Source organism: Streptomyces sp. TS71-3 (assembly GCF_018327685.1).
Classification (GTDB): Bacteria; Actinomycetota; Actinomycetes; order Streptomycetales; family Streptomycetaceae; genus Streptomyces.
In genome coordinates, this window is sequence record NZ_BNEL01000001.1 from 1,807,722 (window position 1) to 1,824,344 (window position 16,623).

Genomic DNA, 16,623 nt, shown 5'->3' on the forward strand with positions numbered 1-16,623 from the left:
GTGGCGGCGGTCTTCCAAGGAGGCGAGCAGTGCGGTCTTGGCGGTGGCGCAGGGCGGCCCCGGGCGCGGTGGTCCCGGATGCGGCGGCCCCGGGTGGTGGGGCATGAGCGGACTGCGGGTCGTGCCGACCCGCCGGGGCGGCCGGGAGTGGGTGTACGTGTGCCGGCCCGACGGTGCGCACGTCGCCTGGTACGACCGCGAGGCGGCCCGGGTCAGCATCGTGCGCCAGGGCCTCACCGAGGAGGTGCTGCAAGCCCTGCGCCCTTTCCTGAGCGGCGATGTGACGGTCGGCCCGCCGCCGGCGCCCACCGCCTCGGAGCTGGCCCGGCTCGCCCTGCACCCCGACGACGACCTCGCCCCCAACCGCCCGGGGGAGACGCTGCGCGTCGCCCTCGACCGCGAGCCGGCACCGGCCAGGCGGCTGCGCCCCGACCCGCGGCGCCGGGCGCTGGCCGCGGAGGAGGCGGTGGGCGAGGCGCTGGAGCGGATGGAGGGCGCCGGGCACCATGCCCTGCACTCCATCCCGCTGCCCGGCGGCGACCGCATCCACCACCTGCTGATTGGTCCCGCCGGACTCTTCGCCCTGCACACCCTGCCCGCGCACCGGCGCCGGGTGCGCGTCGCCGCGTCCACGGTGGACACCGGACGGGGCAGGCCCGTGCCCCTGCTGGACCGGATCCGCGGGTGCGCCGACCGAGCCGCCCACGTCCTCCAGGTCGAGGTGCGGCCCGTCCTCGTCCTGTTCGATCCGCAGACCGTGCAGATCACGGGGGCCGCGGACGACGTCCGGGTGGTACGGGACAGCGAGCTGCCGGCGCTCGGCGGGCACGGGGTCGTGCTGAAACCGGCGGACGTGGAGTCCCTCTACGCGACGGCGCGCGACCGGCACACGTGGCTGGGGCTCTGACGCCGGCCGGCCGCGGTCGCCGGACCGCTCAGGGCAGCGGACGGGCTCGCTGTGGATCCATCAGCGGGGCCAGCAGGTCCCCGTGCGCCTCCAACCGGGCCGGCACCTCCTGGGCCGTCACCACCAGTTCGGACGGGTCCCGGCAGGCCGCCACCTCGTCCCAGGTCACCGGCGCGGACACGGCGGGCTCGGCGACGGCGCGCAGCGTGTAGGGGGTCGCGGTGGTCTTGGCCGCCGCGTTCTGGCTGAAGTCGACGAAGACCTTCCCCGGCCGCAGGCTGCGCTTCATCAGATGGGTGGCGCGCCCGGCGAGCGCACGCCCCGCCTGCACCGCGAGGCCCCGCGCGTAGGCCGTGACCTGCTTGGAGGGGGCGGGCTCCAGCGGCACGAGCAGGTGCAGGCCCTTCGACCCCGAGGTCTTCGCGAACGCCTCAAGGCCGTCCTCGCCCATCCGCTCGCGCAGCCACAGGGCCATCTCGCAGCAGTCGACAACGGTGGCGGGCGCGCCCGGGTCCAGGTCGAAGACGAGCCGGTCGGCGACGCCGGGCGCGTCCGCGCGCCACTGGGGCGTGTGGAACTCCGTGACGAGGTTCGCCGCCCACATCAGCGTCGCCAGATCCTGCACGAGCACCTGGCGGGTGGGGCCCTCCGCATGGGGGACCTCGGCGGTGCTCACCCACTCGGGCGTGCCCGGCGGCAGGTTCTTGCTGAAGAAGCGCTGGCCCTCGGGGCCGTCGGGGAAGCGCAGGAACGACACCGGGCGGTCCCTGAGCTGCGCCAGCAGCGGGCCGGAGACCGTGGCGTAGTAGTGCAGCATCTCGGCCTTGGTGAAACCGCCGCGGGGATAGAGCACCTTCTCCAGGTTGGACAGCGCGATGCGCCGCCCCTCCACCTCGGTGATCGGCGTCATACGACGAGCGCCCCCGGGAGCACCTGAAATACCATGAAAGCCAATAATACGCCCGTAAGGGTTCGGTGGCTCTGGGCGCCACGGGCCCTGTCCGGCTCCGGGCGCCACGGGCGCTCGCCGCCGCCCGGGTCCACCCCGCCTCCCACCCCGCCTCCCGGAACCACAGCAAAGGTGCGGCATGCGATCCATCTGGAACGGCGCCATCTCCTTCGGGCTGGTCAGCATCCCCATCAAGCTGGTGAACGCCACCGAGAGCCACTCGGTGTCCTTCCGGCAGATCCACACGGAGGACGGCGGCCGGGTCCGCTACCGCAAGGTGTGCGACCTGGAGGGCCAGGAGGTGCCGCAGGACGAGATCAGCCGCGGGTACCAGGCCCCGGACGGCACGATCATCCCGATCACCGACGACGAGCTGGCGGCGCTGCCCGTGCCGACCGCGAAGACGATCGACATCGTCGCCTTCGTGCCGGGCGAGCGCATCGACCCGCTCCAGCTCGGCACCGCCTACTACCTCCAGGCCAACGGGGCGCAGGCGGCCAAGCCGTACACGCTGCTCAGGGAGGCGCTGAAGCGCAGCGGCCGGGTGGCGATCGCCAAGTTCTCGCTGCGCGGGCGGGAGCGGCTCGGCATGCTGCGGGTCGTCGAGGACGTCATCGCCATGCACGGCCTGCTGTGGCCGGACGAGATCAGGGCGCCGGAGCTGGCCGCGCCCGAGACGGACGTGAGGGTCCGGGACGCGGAGCTCGACCTCGCGGACACCCTCATGGACACGCTCGGCGAGGTCGAACTCGACTCGCTGCACGACGACTACCGCCAGGCCCTGGAGGAGCTGATCGTCTCCAAGGCGGAGGGGCGACAGCTGGAACGGCCCAAGGGGGAGCCCGGCGGGGGCAAGGTCATCGATCTGATGGCCGCGCTGGAGAGTTCGGTGCGGGCCGCCGAGGCGGCGGGTAAGGCCGGTACTGCGAAGGGGGGTGCGACGAGGTCCGGGGCGGCGAAGTCCGGGGCCGCGAAGGCCGGGGGGAAGAAGGCTCCGGCCAAGGCGGCTTCCGCCAAGGAGGCTCCTGCCAAGAGGGCTCCCGCCAAGAAGGCTTCGGCGAAGAAGGCCGGGGGCAAGAAGGCGGCTCCGGCCAAGAAGGCCCCGCCCCGGGGGCGGAAGTCCGCCTGAGCGGGCGGTACCGGGTGCGGATGCGGGTGTGCGTGTGGGCGTGGCGCGGCCACGGTTCGCCTGCGGCGGGCTGTCGGGGGGTGCCCCTTGCGGTCTCAGGGGTTGCATCGGTTGGTGGGGGTGATTGCGCCGTTCCCCGCGCCCCTGACGGGGCGGTGGTGTGGGATCGGCTCCGTCCTCGTGTCCCTTACGCGGTCTGGTCCTTGTTGCGGCCGGGGGCGGTGTGGGGCTTGTCCGGGCCGTGGGGTTTCTCTGGTTTGTGGGGGGTTTTCGGGGTCTTGGACGGCGCGGGGGTCTCGGGGATGGGCTCGGGGTCCGACGTGCCGGTGGGGGAGGGGGTGCCGGGCTTCTCGGGCTTGGCGTTCCTGCCCTTTCCGTCCTTCCTCCTCTTGCCCTTGTCGCCCTTCTCCTTCTTGTTCTTGCCGTTCTTCTCGGGCTTCTCCTTGCCCGCCTTCCCGTCCTTCGCCGAACCGCCCGCCGCCGCCGTGCAGTAGGCGCGGAGGTTCCGTTCGCCGCCCGCGGCCCTGACGAGCTCCCGGTAGTCGTCCGGGTGCTTGGCCGCGGCCCTGGCGGGGTCCTTCAGGTAGGCGCGGCAGCGGGCCCGCTCGTGGGCGGGGACCTGGGCGGACGGCGGGCCTCCGGGTGTCCCGTCCGGGCCGTCGGGGTCCTGCTCGTCGGGGCTGGCCGACGGATGGCTGAGGCCCGCCGACGTGGAGGACGAGGGGCGCGAGGCCGGCCCCGGCCCGTCCACGTGGCGCGCCGGCAGCGCGAAGAACGTGGCGTAGGCCGCGCCGCCCAGCGCGCAGGTGGCGACTAACGCCGCGAGCGCGGCACGCCACGCGCCGCCGAACCCCAACAGACGTGCCGGGCGCCAGTCGTCCAGGTGCCGGGAGCGGTCCGGCTTCCCGGCGTCGAGCTTGGCGAGGCGGAAGGCGGCGACCGCGCGCTGCTCGGCCTCCGGGTCGATCTCTTGGGGGCGCTGCACCGCCGCGAGCAGCGCTTCGATGATCCGCTGTTCACGGGGGTCGCCGGACGAGGGGGGCCTGAAAGCGTTCATATCGGCTTCCCCAGCGTATGGGGTCCGCTTTCCGGCACTCCAGTACCCGTCAGTTGCCGGGCCAGGCGCTTGAGGCCCCGGTGGGCGGCCGAGCGGACGGCGCCGGGCCGTTTGCCCAGTACCCGAGCCGCCGCGGGCCCGGTCAGCCCGACCACCACGCGCAGCAGTACCGCCTCCGCCTGGTCCTGCGGCAGCCCCGCGATCAGGTTCAGCGCCTGCCTGGTGGTGATGGACTCGATCGCCTGCTCCTGGGTGTTCTGCCCGCCGGGCAGTTCGAGGACGGCGGGGTCGAGGAACGACGAGCGCGGACGGACTCTCTGGCGGCGCAGGTGGTCCAGCGCGCGGTGCCGGGCGATGGTCGCCGTCCAGCCGCGGAAGCCGCCCGCGTCCCCGCGGAACCGCCACAGATCGCGGGTGATCTCCAACCATGCCTCCGCCGCCACGTCCTCGGCGTCGTCGCCGACCAGGCCGCGCACGTAGCCGAGCACCCCGGGGTGCACCATGCGGTAGACCGTCGCGAACGCCGCCTCGTCCCCTTCCTGAGCGCGGGCGAGGGCGTCTTCCAGTGCCCGGTCCTGTGGTCGTTCGCGGCGGACGTGGCCAGGCTGGTTCACAAGGCCCCTTTTCTCACGGGTACGGCACGGTTCACCATCGCGCGGGACCGCACACCGCTCAGCGTGGGAGGTGCCAAATATCACATGAACCCGGGGCCCTTGTCGCCGTATTGGACAACTCTGCGCCGGGGCCGGCCGTCCCGGAGAGCCGCTGCTCCCCGAGGCCGGCCGGCCCGGGCCGTGAACCGGCAGGTCAGGCGGCGGCCTTCTGGGGCGCCACGGAGCCGAAGTTGTGCACTGCCTGGTAGTAGACCCAGGCCGTCCCGTCGCAGGAGGTCTTGGTGGCGCCGCTGTACGTGGCGCAGACGCGCTTGAGGTCCTCGTAGAGGGCGCTGTCGATCCGGTCCTTGTTGGCCGGGAAGGCGCCGGCGGCCTTGTAGTTGCGGTACCCGAAGTCGTGCCGCGAGCAGGCGTCCTTGAACGGGAAGCCGAAGGGGTTGTCGGGGGAGTCGCTGCAGTAGTCGGTGGACCAGTCGAAGCCGTACGCGGTCCAGGCGCCCTGGTTGTTCCGGGCGGCGATGAAGGAGTTGTAGCTGGCCGCGCTCGTCTGCGTCCAGCTGCTGAGCACCTGGAGCTTGTCGGCGGGGGCGGCGGCGGAGGCGGTGGCGGCGGGCAGCAGGGCGGCGGTCAGGGCGACCACGGTGGTGGCCAGCGGGAGAGCGAATCTGCGACGCATGGTGGCTGACTCCTTTGTGGGGGGACGCTGGTTGCCCGGCGGGGGTCCGCACGGGCGGTCATAGCGTTCGGCGCCACGCTGTCGCCGGCCGGTACGGGGCATGGACGAACAGCGACGCGTCACCGGCGCACAGGTGACGACCGATCGAGTGGCCAAATCCGTTGGAGCGACCTGGACTTACCCCGATGTGACGCGCGTAACTCGCGTCGCGGCCGAGGAATTTACGCGCGTAGCGTCCCGGGCTCCCGCCTTACCGGTACTCGCCTCCGCCGGGGGGAGGAACCTGGCGGCCGCAGTGGTGCAGGTGGTGCAGGTGACCCCGGCGGCCCGGGGTGACTCCGTGCCCGGGTGGCCCCGGCGGCCCGCGGGCCCCTGGGGCCACCCCTCCTGCCCCGGCTCAGACCCTGCGCACGACGTGCAGCAGGTACTCCTTGCGGTTGAGCGGGTTGTGGTCCGTGCGCGAGCGGGTCGGTGCCTCGTCGCGGACCGGCCGGTAGTGGTCGAACGCGTACTCCAGGACTCCCTCGCCGCGGGTCAGCGTCGGCAGCAACTGCTGGAGTCCGTGCAGCCCGGGTTCCCCGAACAGATGCACGCCGGCCGCTGGGGCCTCCAGGCGCACGGGCGCCTCGCCCGGCGAGTGCGCGTCGTGGAGTCAAGATCGTATCGGAGGAGTGTGCGTGAGCCGGGAATTTACGAGGTGTGCGGCAAGCTGCGAGCCGGTGCTCGCAATATCGGGATGCCGGATTTCCACCTGCGGTAACTTGGCTGGTGTGACTGTCCAAGCAATCCAAGAGGTCCGCCTAACGGCCTTCAAGAGCTTCCGTGGCGAGGCTCTGCCGCTGGCTCCGCTGAGCGTGCTCATCGGCCGTAACAGCAGCGGCAAGTCGAATGCGCTTGATGGTCTCGAAGTCCTGTCAAGGCTGGCGCGGGGCGAGGACGTCACCGAGGCGCTGGAGAGCCGCAGTGGTCCCGCGGGACCGGTGCGTGGCGGCCTGGCCGGATGTGTTCCGCACGGCTCGGACGGGTTCTCGCTCGGCTGCACCGTGGCATCGCCGGCCGGGCCTGTCCACCTCGACGTGACCGTACAGGTGGAGCCCGAGGTCCAGATTGTCGAGGAGCACCTGTGGGGGCCGACTGCACGAGGACCTCGTGACCTGCTTGTCAGCGGGGAGCCCAGTCCGCACCTTGGCGACCTCCAGGCCTCGTGGCACAACGGCAAGCGGGGTCCCAACCCGAGCGGCCCGTTCCGCAGCAGCCGGCTGCTCACCTCGCAGCTGCCGCTGCGCATCGTAGGGGAGACCGAGGGAGAGGCGGACACGGTCCGCAGTGCCCAGACCGTGCTGTCCGCCCTGGCTGGGTCGTTCCATCTCGACCCCGTACCTCACCTGATGCGGCAGTATGTGCCCGCGCGGGATACCAGCCTGCGGCGAACGGCCGAGAACCTCTCCGCAGCCGTCGGCGGTATCCAGCGTTCCCACCCCGCCCTGTTCGGGCGGCTGGTGGCGCTGCTCCGAGGCCTCGCCGATCACGACATCGACACGCTCTCCGTAACCAGGTCCGAACTGGGCGATGTGATGCTCGCGCTGGACGAGGGGCCCCTCGGGCTCACTCCGGCCCGGGAAATGAGCGACGGCATGCTGCGCTTCCTGGCAGTGACCGCTTCTCTGCTCACCGGCGGCGGCGGCCTCGATCTGGGGCCCCAGGGAGCACCGGGGGCAGGACCCGCCGATCGGCCACTCACTTTGGTGATCGAGGAACTCGAGAACGGGCTGCACCCCTCGCAGGCGTCCGAAGTGCTCAGGCTCGTCCGGCAGGCAAGCGCGGAGAACTGGACCCAGGTGCTGATCACCACGCATAGTCCGGCCTTGCTGTCCGCGCTGGACAGCAAGGACCACGACGGGGTCGTGGTCTGCTGGCGCGATCGGGCCACGGGCTTGAGTCGGCTGACGAGGCTGACGGAGCTGGACGGATATCCGGCGGCCATGGCGGCCGGCTCACTGGGCGACGTCGTCACGCAAGGTCGGCTCCAGGAACGGGGACGGCGCGACCGAGACTACTCAGAATTCGACAGGATGCTGGGGATCGGCTGAACATGGCTCGCAGGGTCGAATTCGTCGACACGTCCATTCTGTGCAATTTATTGGCGGTCCCTGGTAAATGCCAGGACCGTGAAAAGGTGATCGGTGAATTGCGGAGTAAACGCGAGGCGCGGGATTGCGACCTGCTCCTTCCGGTCACAGCGGTGATCGAGACCGGGAATCACATCGCTCAGTTGGAGGATGGCCACAGCAGGCGTACCTGCGCGGAGAGGTTCGCGGCCGTGTTGCGCACCGTGGTGGAGGGCAAAGCCCCCTGGGCGCTGAACGAGGTGGAATGGGACGCAGCCCACCTCAGCGCCCTGATCGAGGGTGGGAACACGGGCAGCAGCCTGGTGGAACATGCCTGCAACTGGCTTGGTTGTGGCGATTTGAACATCCTCATCGAACGGGATCGCTATCTTGCCCGGACCTCCGGCCTGACGGCGACCATATGGACACTCGACGAGCTGTTGGCGGCATATGCCTGAGGACTCTGGCGGTTCCTCACAGGAGCTGGAGGCGTTCCGTACTGCCCGTCGGCGCCGGTGCCCGGGGAGGGGCGTCACCGGGGCCACGCGAATCAGCCCCGGCGCCGCCCCGCAACCCGCCCCGCGCCCGGCCGAGTTGGCTGCAGGTTCGGGGGTGACGGCGCGGAGGCCGGTCGGGTGAGCGCCAAGGCGCGGGGCGCCGATGGTGTGCCGTTGCGCGTGGCCCCCGTGGGATTGGGCGAGCATGGCCTTGACGCATGCGCCCGTGGCCGCCGGGTACCCGCCGCCCCGGCGCGGCCCCGAGTACGAGGAGGCAGGGTGGCACCGTCGTCCGAGAACCCGTCACGACCCGGGACCGCCGCGGCCGGCACCGAGCCGGACCCGCGCCGCTGGAAGGCGCTCGCCGTCTGCCTCGTCGCCGGCTTCATGACGCTGCTGGACATCTCCATCGTCAACGTCGCCCTGCCGTCGATCCGCGAGGGTCTGCATGCCGGAGTGGCGGAGCTGCAGTGGGTGGTGTCGGGTTACGCCCTGGCCTTCGGCCTGCTGCTGATCCCGTCGGGGCGGATGGGGGACGCGCGCGGCCGGCGTGCGGTCCTGATGACCGGCCTGGTCTGCTTCACCCTCGCCTCCGCGGCGTGCGGCGCGGCACAGTCCAGTTCGTGGCTGGTGGTGGCGCGGGTGGCGCAGGGCCTCGCCGGCGGGCTGATCTCGCCGCAGATCTCGGCGCTGATCCAGCAGATGTTCTCGGGGGCCGAGCGGGGCCGCGCCTTCGGGATGTTCGGCACGGTGGTCGGCATCTCGACCGCCGTGGGCCCCGTCCTCGGCGGCCTGATCATCCACGCCGCGGGGGCGCACGAGGGGTGGCGGTGGGTCTTCTACGTGAACCTGCCGCTGGGCGCCGTCTGCCTGGTGCTCGCCCGCCGGCTCATCCCGGACACCCCGACGGCGGGCCGGCTCACGGTGCGGCGGCTCGACCCCGTGGGCGTCCTGCTGCTCGGCCTCGGGGTGGTCCTGTTGCTGCTGCCCTTCGTGCAGAACCAGCAGTGGCACAGCGACGCCAAGTGGCTGCTGGTGGTGGCCGCCGCGGCGCTGATCGCGGCGTTCGCCGGGTGGGAGCACCGCTGGAGCAACCGGGGCGGGGACCCGGTGCTGCACCTGTCGCTGTTCCGGGTCCGCAGCTTCTCGGCCGGCTCGGTGCTGATCCTTCTCTACTTCGCGGGATTCACCTCCATCTTCTTCATCACCACGCTCTTCCTCCAGAGCGGCCTGCACTACTCGGCCCTCGCGGCCGGCCTCTCCATCACGCCCTTCGCGCTGGGCTCCGGTGTCGCGGCGAGCATCGGCGGACGGCTGGTGGCGCGGTTCGGGCGGTCGCTGGTGGTCGTCGGCCTCACGGTCGTCGCGGTGGGCCTCGGCGGCACCGCGCTCGCCGTGCACATGGTGCCGGACGGCGGGGCCGGCCTGGCGATGGCGCCGCCCCTGCTGGTCGCCGGGCTCGGCAGCGGCCTGGTCATCGCGCCGAACCAGACCCTGACGCTCTCCCAGGTCCCGGTGGCCGACGCCGGAAGCGCCGGCGGCACGCTCCAGACCGGGCAGCGGGTCGGCTCGGCCATCGGCATCGCCGCCGTGGGTGCCGCCTTCTTCGGCGAACTGCGCAGGGCGGGCTGGGCCGCCGCCTACGACCGGGGCCTGCTGATGTCCGTGGTGTTCGTCGTCGCGGCCCTGCTCATCGGCCTCGCCGACACCACGGCGCACCGGCGGGAGCGGCGGCGCGAACTCCCCGTCGGCGGCGGCAGGTCCAGCCTGGACGACCGCCGTTAAAGGGCGCTGCCGCGCCCCGTGGCCGGTGTGCCGTCTTCGTGTGGCCGGGATCGGAGCGGCTTGGCGGCTGCTGTGGCGCCGGCTGTGGCGCTCGCGATGGCGCCGGCTGTGGCTCCGGCGGTTGTGGCGCCGCTGTGCCACGGCTATGGCGGGCCGCTCCCTGGGTACGTCTCCTGTCGTGTTCGCGCCCGCACGTTCCAGGCGGGGCCGCCGGTCCGAGGAGGCAGAGCAGAGTTCATGTCAGACACACCACTGCTGCCCGCAGGCGTGGGGATGTCCCGGCTGCGCGTCTATCCCTGGCAGACCCGGGACCACCTGCACGGCGGATCCCCCCATATGCACCTGACCTGCACCGAGTGCTACGCGGTGCTCGGCGGCCGGGGCGAGCTGCACACCCTCACCGCGGACGGCCTGAGCCGGGTGCCGCTGGCCGCGGGCGACGCCGTGTGGTTCACCCCCGGCACCATCCACCGCGCGGTCAACGTCGAGGACCTCAACGTCCAGGTCATCATGGAGAACGACGGCCTGCCCGAGGCCGGCGACGCCGTGATGACGTTCCCGCCGGAGCATCTGGCGGACCCGGAGGCCTACGCCGCGGCGGCCTCGCTCGGCGACGGCCTGCCCGCCGAGCGGCAGGACCGCGCCCGCGCCCGCCGCGACCTCGCCGTCCAGGGCTTCGAACGGCTGGTGGCGGACGTGGAGCACGGCTCCGGCGAGCTGCTCCAGGAGTTCTACCGGACCGCCGCCGCGCTGGTCGCCGGGCGCCTCGACACCTGGGAGGCGTCCTGGCGTGCCAAGGCGCTGGCGGCGGCGGAGGCTACCGGCGAGCAGATCGCTGCGCTGCGCCGCGGCGATGTCAGTCACCTCGGGCGGGCCCGGGTGGCCCGGATCGGGGCGCCCGAGCAGGACACGCTCGGGATGTGTGGGTTTCTGGCCGTGTATCCGAGGGAGCGTGCCCTGGACGGGCGCGGGGAAGGCGGGGCTTCGCCCCGGTCCGCTTAGGGGTGCGTGGATGGGGGTGCCTCCCACGCTTTCAAGGCCGTGGGGAGCGAGCCACTCACCGCGGGCCGGTGGTCCGGATGCGACAGAACCAGCCTCTTTGGGGCGGTGGCGATCTGACGGGTTCGTCGTGGTTGTTCGCGCAGTTCCCCGCGCCCCTTGAGGGCGGGGTTGCGCCCCGGTAGGGCTGCGCCGCGGCAGAAGCCGCCCCCGTCGGGCGGTGGCGATCTGACGGGTCCGTCGTGGCCGGTCGCGCAGTTCCCCGCGCCCCTGTCTCGGCACCGGGGTGCCCGCCCGCGTATGCCGCGCCCCGCGGGTCTTGCCCGCCCTCGGCGCCGACCCTACGCTGCCATGGAAAGCGTTTTCCATGGAACCGGGAGTGAGCGTTGTCCCTCACATCAGCCAAGCCGCTGCGCACCGCCATCGTCGGAACCGGGAACATCGCGCGCCAGCACGCCGAGTCGTTGCAGCGGCTCACCGAGGAGACGGGCGGGGTCGAGCTGGTCGCGGCCGCCGACACCGACCCGGACCGGCTCGCCGGGTTCACCTCGGAGTTCTCCATCGCCGGGTATGCCGACACGCACGCGCTGCTCGCCGCGGAGCACGTCGACCTGGTGCACATCTGCACCCCGCCCGGCGCCCACACGTCCGTGGCGCTCGCCGTGCTGGAGGCGGGCGGGCACGTGGTCCTGGAGAAGCCCGCGACGCTGACCCTGGCCGAGTTCGACCGCCTGGCCGAGGCGGAGGGCGCCACGGGCCGGTACGTGGCCACCGTCTCCCAGCACCGGTTCGGCTCCGGCGTGCAGCGGCTGCGCGGCCTGCTGGAGTCGGGCGCCGCGGGACGGCCGCTGCTCGCCCTGTGCGACACCACCTGGTACCGCGACCAGGCGTACTTCGACGTCGAGTGGCGGGGCCGCTGGGACACCGAGGGCGGCGGCCCCACCATGGGGCACGGCATCCACCAGATGGACACCGTGCTCTCGGTGCTCGGCCCCTGGACGTCCGTCAGCGCGGTGGCGCGCCGGCAGGCCCGCGTGACGGACACCGAGGACGTCTCGCTCGCCCATGTCGCCTTCGAGAACGGGGCGGTCGCCTCCGTCGTCAACAGCGTCGTCTCGCCGCGCGAGGAGAGCTACCTCCGCTTCGACTTCGAGTACGCCACCGTCGAGGTGCGCCACCTGTACGGCTACACCGACACCGACTGGACCGTCACCGCCGCGCCCGGGTACGAGGAGCAGGTCAAGGCCGCCTGGACGGCCGGTCCCGCGGACGTCCGCAGCGAGCACCTGGCGCAGTTCCGGGCCATCGCCGCGGCGCTGCACGAGGGCGAGGCCCCGCCCGTGACCACCACCGACGCCCGACGCACCCTCCAGCTCGTCGCCGGCGTCTACGCGTCCGCGTTCGGCCGCACCCCGATCGCGCCCGCCGACCTCGGTCCCGGCTCTCCCCACTACGCGCTGATGCAGGGGGACGGGCCCGTCTGGTGACCACCGCCCGAGGCCGCTGGTGGCAAGCGCTTTCTGTCTCTCGGCACCGGAGAACGGGTGAAACACCCTTTGTGGCCCGGCAATTCAGACACGGGACCGTTTCGCGTGAACGGGCGGAGGCGGATGGCGAAACACCGGCCGGAGCAATCGGAGACACCATGTACAGGCGCTGACGCCCCGTCATAACATCGGTGCGCCGTCTTGCCCCGCCCGCGCCGGGTGGGGCATGCGGCGACGGGCGTGGCGGTTGTGGGGAACGCCCCAGGGGTTTCGGTTCGCGTGTTCCTTCTCCCCGGGGGCCGCACTGGCATCGCGCCACTCATTCAGACTGCGGCGCCTTCGACCGGGCGCCGTTGCGGGGGAAAATGACATCGCTGAAAAGCGAGTCGGGGCGGTTACGGGACGGCCAGGTGCCCCGCCTCGGTTCGCTCCGAATGGTTCTCGTGTTCCTGGCGCTCGTGCCGAGCCTCGCGCTGCTCGCGATGTGGGGCCTGAGCACCGCGCAGCTCGGCCTCGACTGGCAGCGGCTCGCGGCGCAGGAGACCCTCACCGACCGCAGCGCGGCACTCGCCCGCGACGTCACGGTCCAGCTCCAGGAGGAACGCCGGCTCACCGGCCTGGTGATCGCCGACGGCAGCGCCTCCAAGGACGCCATGCTGGCCCAGCGCAGACGCACCGACGACGGCGTCCGGGCCTTCCTCGACGCCACCGCCGGCAAGCCGTCGTCCCTGCTGCGGACCCAGCTGCGCGACGCGCTCGGCAAGGACCGCGAGGCGTTCGAAGAGCTCGCCGACATCCGCAGATCCGTCGACCAGGGCACCATCACCGACGAGATCGCCTTCCAGTCGTTCACCGGCATCATCGAGTCCGGCCTCGGCTTCTTCGAGGCGCTCGGCAACGCCGACAACGGCGAGCTGGTCACCGCGTTCAAGCCGCTCACCGACCTGATGTGGGCCGACGAGATGCTCTCCCGCGAGGACGCGGTACTCAGCTACAGCTGGGCCACGGACACCCTCCGCCAGGAGGACCGCTCCAGCTTCAGCCAGTGGATCGGCACCCAGACCTTCCTCCTGGACAGCGAGATCACCCCCCGCGTCACCGAGGCCGAGCGGGACGGCCTCCAGAACCTCACCGGCAACGACGCGTGGGAGACCAAGTCCGTGGTGGAGGCCGACCTCGTCGACCACCACCCCACGGACACCAGGATGCTGCCGCGCACCAGCGGCCAGTGGCGCCAGGCGATGCGGACGGTCAAGCCGCAGCTGGTCGCCGTCATCGGCCAGCGCGCCGCCGTCGCCGACGACATCGCCGGCACCGCCGTGGACGAGCTGAAGTCCCGCATGCGCACCTACGGCGCGCTCTGCCTCGGCACGGTCCTCGTGGTGATCGTCCTCAGCGTGCTGCTCACCGGCTCCCTGCGGCGCCGCATCCTCGCCCTGCGCGACGAGGCGGCCCGGCTGGAGACGGAACTGCCCGAGGTGATGGAGCGGCTCCGGGCCGGCGAGGGGGTGGACGTGGACGCCGAGGTCCGCGAGATCCCCTACCGGCGCGACGAGCTGGGCCGGCTCGGCAGGGCGCTCAACCTCGCCCGGCGCGCCGCGGTCGAGACCGCCGTGCGCGAGACGGAGCAGCACCGCGGCTTCCAGCAGATGCTCCAGCGCATCGCCCGCCGCACCCAGCTCCTGATCGGCCTCCAGCTCAAGAAGCTCGACGAGATGGAACGCGGCCAGGAGGACCCGGAGATCCTGGAGGGCCTCTTCGACCTCGACCACCTCACCTCCCGCCTGCGCCGCTACGAGGAGAACCTGGTGGTCCTCGGCGGCGGGCAGCCGCAGCGCCGCTGGCGCAAGCCCGTGCGGATCGTCGACGTGCTGCGCGCCGCGCTCGGCGAGGTGCAGGACTACCGCAGGATCCAGATCGACGTCGGCCAGGACGCCTGGGTCGCCGGCCGCACCGTCGGCCCCCTCGTGCACATCCTGGCCGAGCTGATGGAGAACGCCGCGGCCTTCTCCAAGCCTCCGAGCCCCGTGGAGGCACGCGCGGGCCTGGTCGGCCGGGGCCTCGCCGTCGAGATCGAGGACCGCGGCATCGGCCTGGACACCGAGGGCTACGACGCCGTCAACATGCTGATGGCGAGCCCTCCCGAGCTGGACGTGGTCGCGCGCGCGGAGGACGCGCGGCTCGGCCTCTACGTGGTGGCACGGCTCGCCGCGGACCTGGGACTCCAGGTGGAGTTCCGGCCGTCCGTGTACGGCGGCACGCGCGTCATCGTGATGGTCCCCGCCGACCTGGTCGCCCAGCCGCCCGCACCGGGTGCCGCGGACGTCGAGACGCCGCTCGGCTCGCGCGCCCGCCTGCGGGCGGCCAACACCCCCGACGGCACGGGCCGCCACCGCGCCGTCCGCCGGGCCGACGAGCCCGCACCGGCCTCCCCCCAGGGGCCGCCCCGGGGCCCCGCTCCTGCCCCGGCACCGGGGTCCGGTCGGGGGCCGGTTCCGGATCCCGTTTCGGGTGCGCTCACCACCTCGGCACGGCACCGGTCAGCGGGGCGCCCCCGGGCCGAGTTGATGCCGGCGCCCGTGTCGCCCTCGACCTCGGCTCCGGCTCCTACGCCGGCCCCCGGCCCGGCCCCGGCACCCGGTTCGCCGTCCGTGCCGCCGTCCGCCGCACCGGGCGCGTTACCCGTGTCCCCAGGGGGCGAGGCCCGGAGGGCGCCCCAGGTGCCGGAGCAGGGCGGGTCACCCCGCCCGCCGGCGGGCGGCCGGGCCGGTCTGCCCTCGCGCAGGGCCGCCAGGGAGGCGGCGCCCGGGCGTGGCATCCCCGGCTCGGCGGGCGGCGACTCGCCGGAGGACCGGGGCGGCGCCCCCGGTCGGGCCGCTCCGTCGTGGGCCAGCCCCGCCCCTGATACCGGTTCAGATGCGGCTCCCGCGGCCGGGGGAGCGGCCGCGGACCCGGCGGCGTCTCCCGCCTCCGGCCCAGCCACGACACACCCCTCCGACTCGCTGGCGACTCCCGCCCCCGACCCGGCGGCGACACCCGACCCGGACTCCCTGGCCTCGCTTCCCCAACGGGTGCGGCAGGCCAGCATCGCGCCCGAACTCAAGGAGCCCGGCCGCGGCATCCGGCAGCCCGGTGGCCAGGCCGGCCGCGAGCCCCGCGTGAACCCGCACCCCGAGCGGTCCGGTGCCGCCATCGGTGCCTTCCAGAGGCAGTCCCGGCTCTCCCGGGGCCGGATCCCGCGGGAAGGCGGGCCCCCGCGGCAGGACCGTCCCCCGCAGGACGCCGCCGTACCGCCCCCGAGCAGCGGCCGGCAGGCGCGGCAGGATCCGCCCGCCGCCGGCGCCCCCGCACCCGATTCCCGTCCGACCTTCACGGAAGATGCGCCATGACACAGCGAACCACCACCACCGACCAGGACCTCGACTGGCTGCTGGACGGCCTGGTGAACCAGGTCGCGGGCGCCCGGCACGCCGTCGTCCTCTCCGACGACGGCCTCGTGGTCAGCCGGTCGGACACCCTGGAGCGCGACGAGGCCGAACGGCTCGCGGCCATCGCCACCGGGCAGCAGAGCCTGGCCAAGGGCATCGACGAGCTGTTCGACGGCGGCGCCGTGCGGCAGGTCATCGTCGAGCTGACGGACCTGTGGGTGTTCATCACCACCGCGGGCCGCGGCACCCACCTCGCCGTGGTGGCCTCGCAGGACGTCGACGCCGAACTGATGTCCGTGGCCATGCACACCCTGATCCAGCAGGTCGGCAGGAAGCTCGGCACGGAGCACCGGACGGACGGCGGCGGCAGCGACGGCGGTGGGCGTGTGTGAGCCACTGGACGGACGGCCTGGAACCGGACGACGACGACTCCCTCGTCCGGCCGTTCACGATCACCCGGGGCCGCACCGCCCCGGGGCGCTCCGACCTCGAACTGATCACGGTCGTCACCACTGTCGCCCCTGAGGGCGAGCCGGAGCCCGGTCCGGGCCTGGAGCCGGAGCACCGCAGCATCGTCAGGCAGTGCCGTACACCGGCGGTGCTGGCGGAGGTCAGCGCGGACCTGGGCCTGCCGGTCTCCGTCACCAAGATCCTCATCGGCGACCTGCTCCAGCTCGGCCTGGTGGTGGCGCGGGCCCCGGTCGGCAGGACGGGCGTGTTCGACCTCGGCCTGCTGGAGGCGGTGCGGGAGGGCCTTGAACGGCTCTGACGCCGCGGACGGCAGGGACGGCAGGGACGGCATGGACGGCATGGACGCGATGGGCGGGATGGGCGGAATGGACTGGACGGACGGGACGGACCGGACGGACGGCACCGCGGACCGTGCCGGGGTGGGGCCGGCCGCGGCCTCGCGTGCCGGAGGTGTCGCGCCGCCCGCGGGCGGCCGATAATCGCTGGGGGACACCCGGCCACCGACCCAGGGGAGCA

At 73.0% G+C, this 16,623-nt stretch carries 16 protein-coding genes; 11 read left to right on the plus strand and 5 right to left on the minus strand.

Annotated elements, in window-relative coordinates:
• Positions 1–103: 103 nt before the first annotated feature.
• The gene (locus Sm713_RS07465; protein WP_212908859.1) at positions 104–907 is read left to right on the plus strand and encodes a nuclease-related domain-containing protein; all 804 of its coding nucleotides are present in this window, start codon (positions 104–106) and stop codon (positions 905–907) included.
• 28 nt (positions 908–935) lie between these two features.
• Here the strand turns inward: Sm713_RS07465 and ligD are convergent, their stop codons facing one another.
• Positions 936–1,817 (minus strand): non-homologous end-joining DNA ligase, encoded by an 882-nt coding sequence (ligD, locus tag Sm713_RS07470; RefSeq protein WP_212908860.1) that lies wholly within the window; start codon positions 1,815–1,817, stop codon positions 936–938.
• Positions 1,818–1,995: 178 nt separating this feature from the next.
• On the opposite strand from ligD, the gene Sm713_RS07475 reads away from it, so the two are divergent.
• On the plus strand, positions 1,996–2,985 hold the full coding sequence (locus tag Sm713_RS07475; RefSeq protein ID WP_212908861.1) for a Ku protein: 990 nt from the start codon (positions 1,996–1,998) through the stop codon (positions 2,983–2,985).
• Between the two features lie 187 nt (positions 2,986–3,172).
• Here the strand turns inward: Sm713_RS07475 and Sm713_RS07480 are convergent, their stop codons facing one another.
• The 4 genes from Sm713_RS07480 to Sm713_RS07495 form a co-directional block, all read right to left on the minus strand.
• A complete protein-coding gene (locus Sm713_RS07480) occupies positions 3,173–4,042 on the minus strand; it encodes a hypothetical protein (protein ID WP_212908862.1) in 870 nt (289 codons plus the stop codon).
• Positions 4,039–4,656: an RNA polymerase sigma factor gene (locus tag Sm713_RS07485; protein WP_249416153.1), complete on the minus strand. Its 618-nt coding sequence runs from the start codon at positions 4,654–4,656 to the stop codon at positions 4,039–4,041. The genes Sm713_RS07480 and Sm713_RS07485 overlap by 4 nt, the downstream gene beginning before the upstream one ends.
• Before the next feature lie 193 nt (positions 4,657–4,849).
• Positions 4,850–5,332: a phospholipase gene (locus Sm713_RS07490; RefSeq protein WP_212908863.1), complete on the minus strand. Its 483-nt coding sequence runs from the start codon at positions 5,330–5,332 to the stop codon at positions 4,850–4,852.
• A 397-nt stretch (positions 5,333–5,729) separates the two neighbouring features.
• Positions 5,730–5,924: a hypothetical protein gene (locus Sm713_RS07495; protein WP_212912238.1), complete on the minus strand. Its 195-nt coding sequence runs from the start codon at positions 5,922–5,924 to the stop codon at positions 5,730–5,732.
• Positions 5,925–6,102: 178 nt separating this feature from the next.
• Here Sm713_RS07495 and Sm713_RS07500 point away from each other — a divergent pair, with 178 nt between their 5' ends.
• The 9 genes from Sm713_RS07500 (at position 6,103) to Sm713_RS07540 (ending at position 16,586) form a co-directional block, all read left to right on the plus strand.
• The gene (locus Sm713_RS07500; RefSeq protein WP_212908864.1) at positions 6,103–7,422 is read left to right on the plus strand and encodes an AAA family ATPase; all 1,320 of its coding nucleotides are present in this window, start codon (positions 6,103–6,105) and stop codon (positions 7,420–7,422) included.
• 2 nt (positions 7,423–7,424) lie between these two features.
• The gene (locus Sm713_RS07505) at positions 7,425–7,898 is read left to right on the plus strand and encodes a hypothetical protein (RefSeq protein WP_212908865.1); all 474 of its coding nucleotides are present in this window, start codon (positions 7,425–7,427) and stop codon (positions 7,896–7,898) included.
• A 318-nt stretch (positions 7,899–8,216) separates the two neighbouring features.
• Positions 8,217–9,722, plus strand: a complete 1,506-nt coding sequence (locus tag Sm713_RS07510; protein WP_212908866.1) for an MFS transporter — start codon at positions 8,217–8,219, stop codon at positions 9,720–9,722.
• Positions 9,723–9,959: 237 nt separating this feature from the next.
• Positions 9,960–10,724, plus strand: a complete 765-nt coding sequence (locus Sm713_RS07515) for a cupin domain-containing protein (protein ID WP_212908867.1) — start codon at positions 9,960–9,962, stop codon at positions 10,722–10,724.
• A 383-nt stretch (positions 10,725–11,107) separates the two neighbouring features.
• A complete protein-coding gene (locus Sm713_RS07520; protein WP_212908868.1) occupies positions 11,108–12,208 on the plus strand; it encodes a Gfo/Idh/MocA family protein in 1,101 nt (366 codons plus the stop codon).
• 434 nt (positions 12,209–12,642) lie between these two features.
• Positions 12,643–15,597 (plus strand): nitrate- and nitrite sensing domain-containing protein, encoded by a 2,955-nt coding sequence (locus Sm713_RS07525; RefSeq protein WP_212908869.1) that lies wholly within the window; start codon positions 12,643–12,645, stop codon positions 15,595–15,597.
• A complete protein-coding gene (locus Sm713_RS07530; protein WP_212908870.1) occupies positions 15,594–16,028 on the plus strand; it encodes a roadblock/LC7 domain-containing protein in 435 nt (144 codons plus the stop codon). The genes Sm713_RS07525 and Sm713_RS07530 overlap by 4 nt, the downstream gene beginning before the upstream one ends.
• Positions 16,025–16,405 carry a DUF742 domain-containing protein gene (locus Sm713_RS07535; RefSeq protein WP_249416154.1) on the plus strand — a complete coding sequence of 127 codons (381 nt, stop codon included), beginning with the start codon at positions 16,025–16,027 and terminating at the stop codon, positions 16,403–16,405. The genes Sm713_RS07530 and Sm713_RS07535 overlap by 4 nt, the downstream gene beginning before the upstream one ends.
• The gene (locus tag Sm713_RS07540; RefSeq protein WP_212908871.1) at positions 16,392–16,586 is read left to right on the plus strand and encodes a hypothetical protein; all 195 of its coding nucleotides are present in this window, start codon (positions 16,392–16,394) and stop codon (positions 16,584–16,586) included. Before Sm713_RS07535 ends, Sm713_RS07540 begins: the two co-directional genes overlap by 14 nt.
• The last annotated feature ends 37 nt before the right edge of the window (positions 16,587–16,623 follow it).

What these genes read in the sequence shown, in the direction of transcription:
- Sm713_RS07465 (WP_212908859.1), top strand. Translation starts at nt 104, where the DNA reads ATGAGCGGACTGCGGGTCGTGCCGACCCGCCGGGGCGGCCGGGAGTGG.
- ligD (WP_212908860.1), bottom strand. Translation starts at nt 1,817, where the DNA reads ATGACGCCGATCACCGAGGTGGAGGGGCGGCGCATCGCGCTGTCCAAC.
- Sm713_RS07475 (WP_212908861.1), top strand. Translation starts at nt 1,996, where the DNA reads ATGCGATCCATCTGGAACGGCGCCATCTCCTTCGGGCTGGTCAGCATC.
- Sm713_RS07480 (WP_212908862.1), bottom strand. Translation starts at nt 4,042, where the DNA reads ATGAACGCTTTCAGGCCCCCCTCGTCCGGCGACCCCCGTGAACAGCGG.
- Sm713_RS07490 (WP_212908863.1), bottom strand. Translation starts at nt 5,332, where the DNA reads ATGCGTCGCAGATTCGCTCTCCCGCTGGCCACCACCGTGGTCGCCCTG.
- Sm713_RS07505 (WP_212908865.1), top strand. Translation starts at nt 7,425, where the DNA reads ATGGCTCGCAGGGTCGAATTCGTCGACACGTCCATTCTGTGCAATTTA.
- Sm713_RS07515 (WP_212908867.1), top strand. Translation starts at nt 9,960, where the DNA reads ATGTCAGACACACCACTGCTGCCCGCAGGCGTGGGGATGTCCCGGCTG.
- Sm713_RS07525 (WP_212908869.1), top strand. Translation starts at nt 12,643, where the DNA reads ATGGTTCTCGTGTTCCTGGCGCTCGTGCCGAGCCTCGCGCTGCTCGCG.
- Sm713_RS07530 (WP_212908870.1), top strand. Translation starts at nt 15,594, where the DNA reads ATGACACAGCGAACCACCACCACCGACCAGGACCTCGACTGGCTGCTG.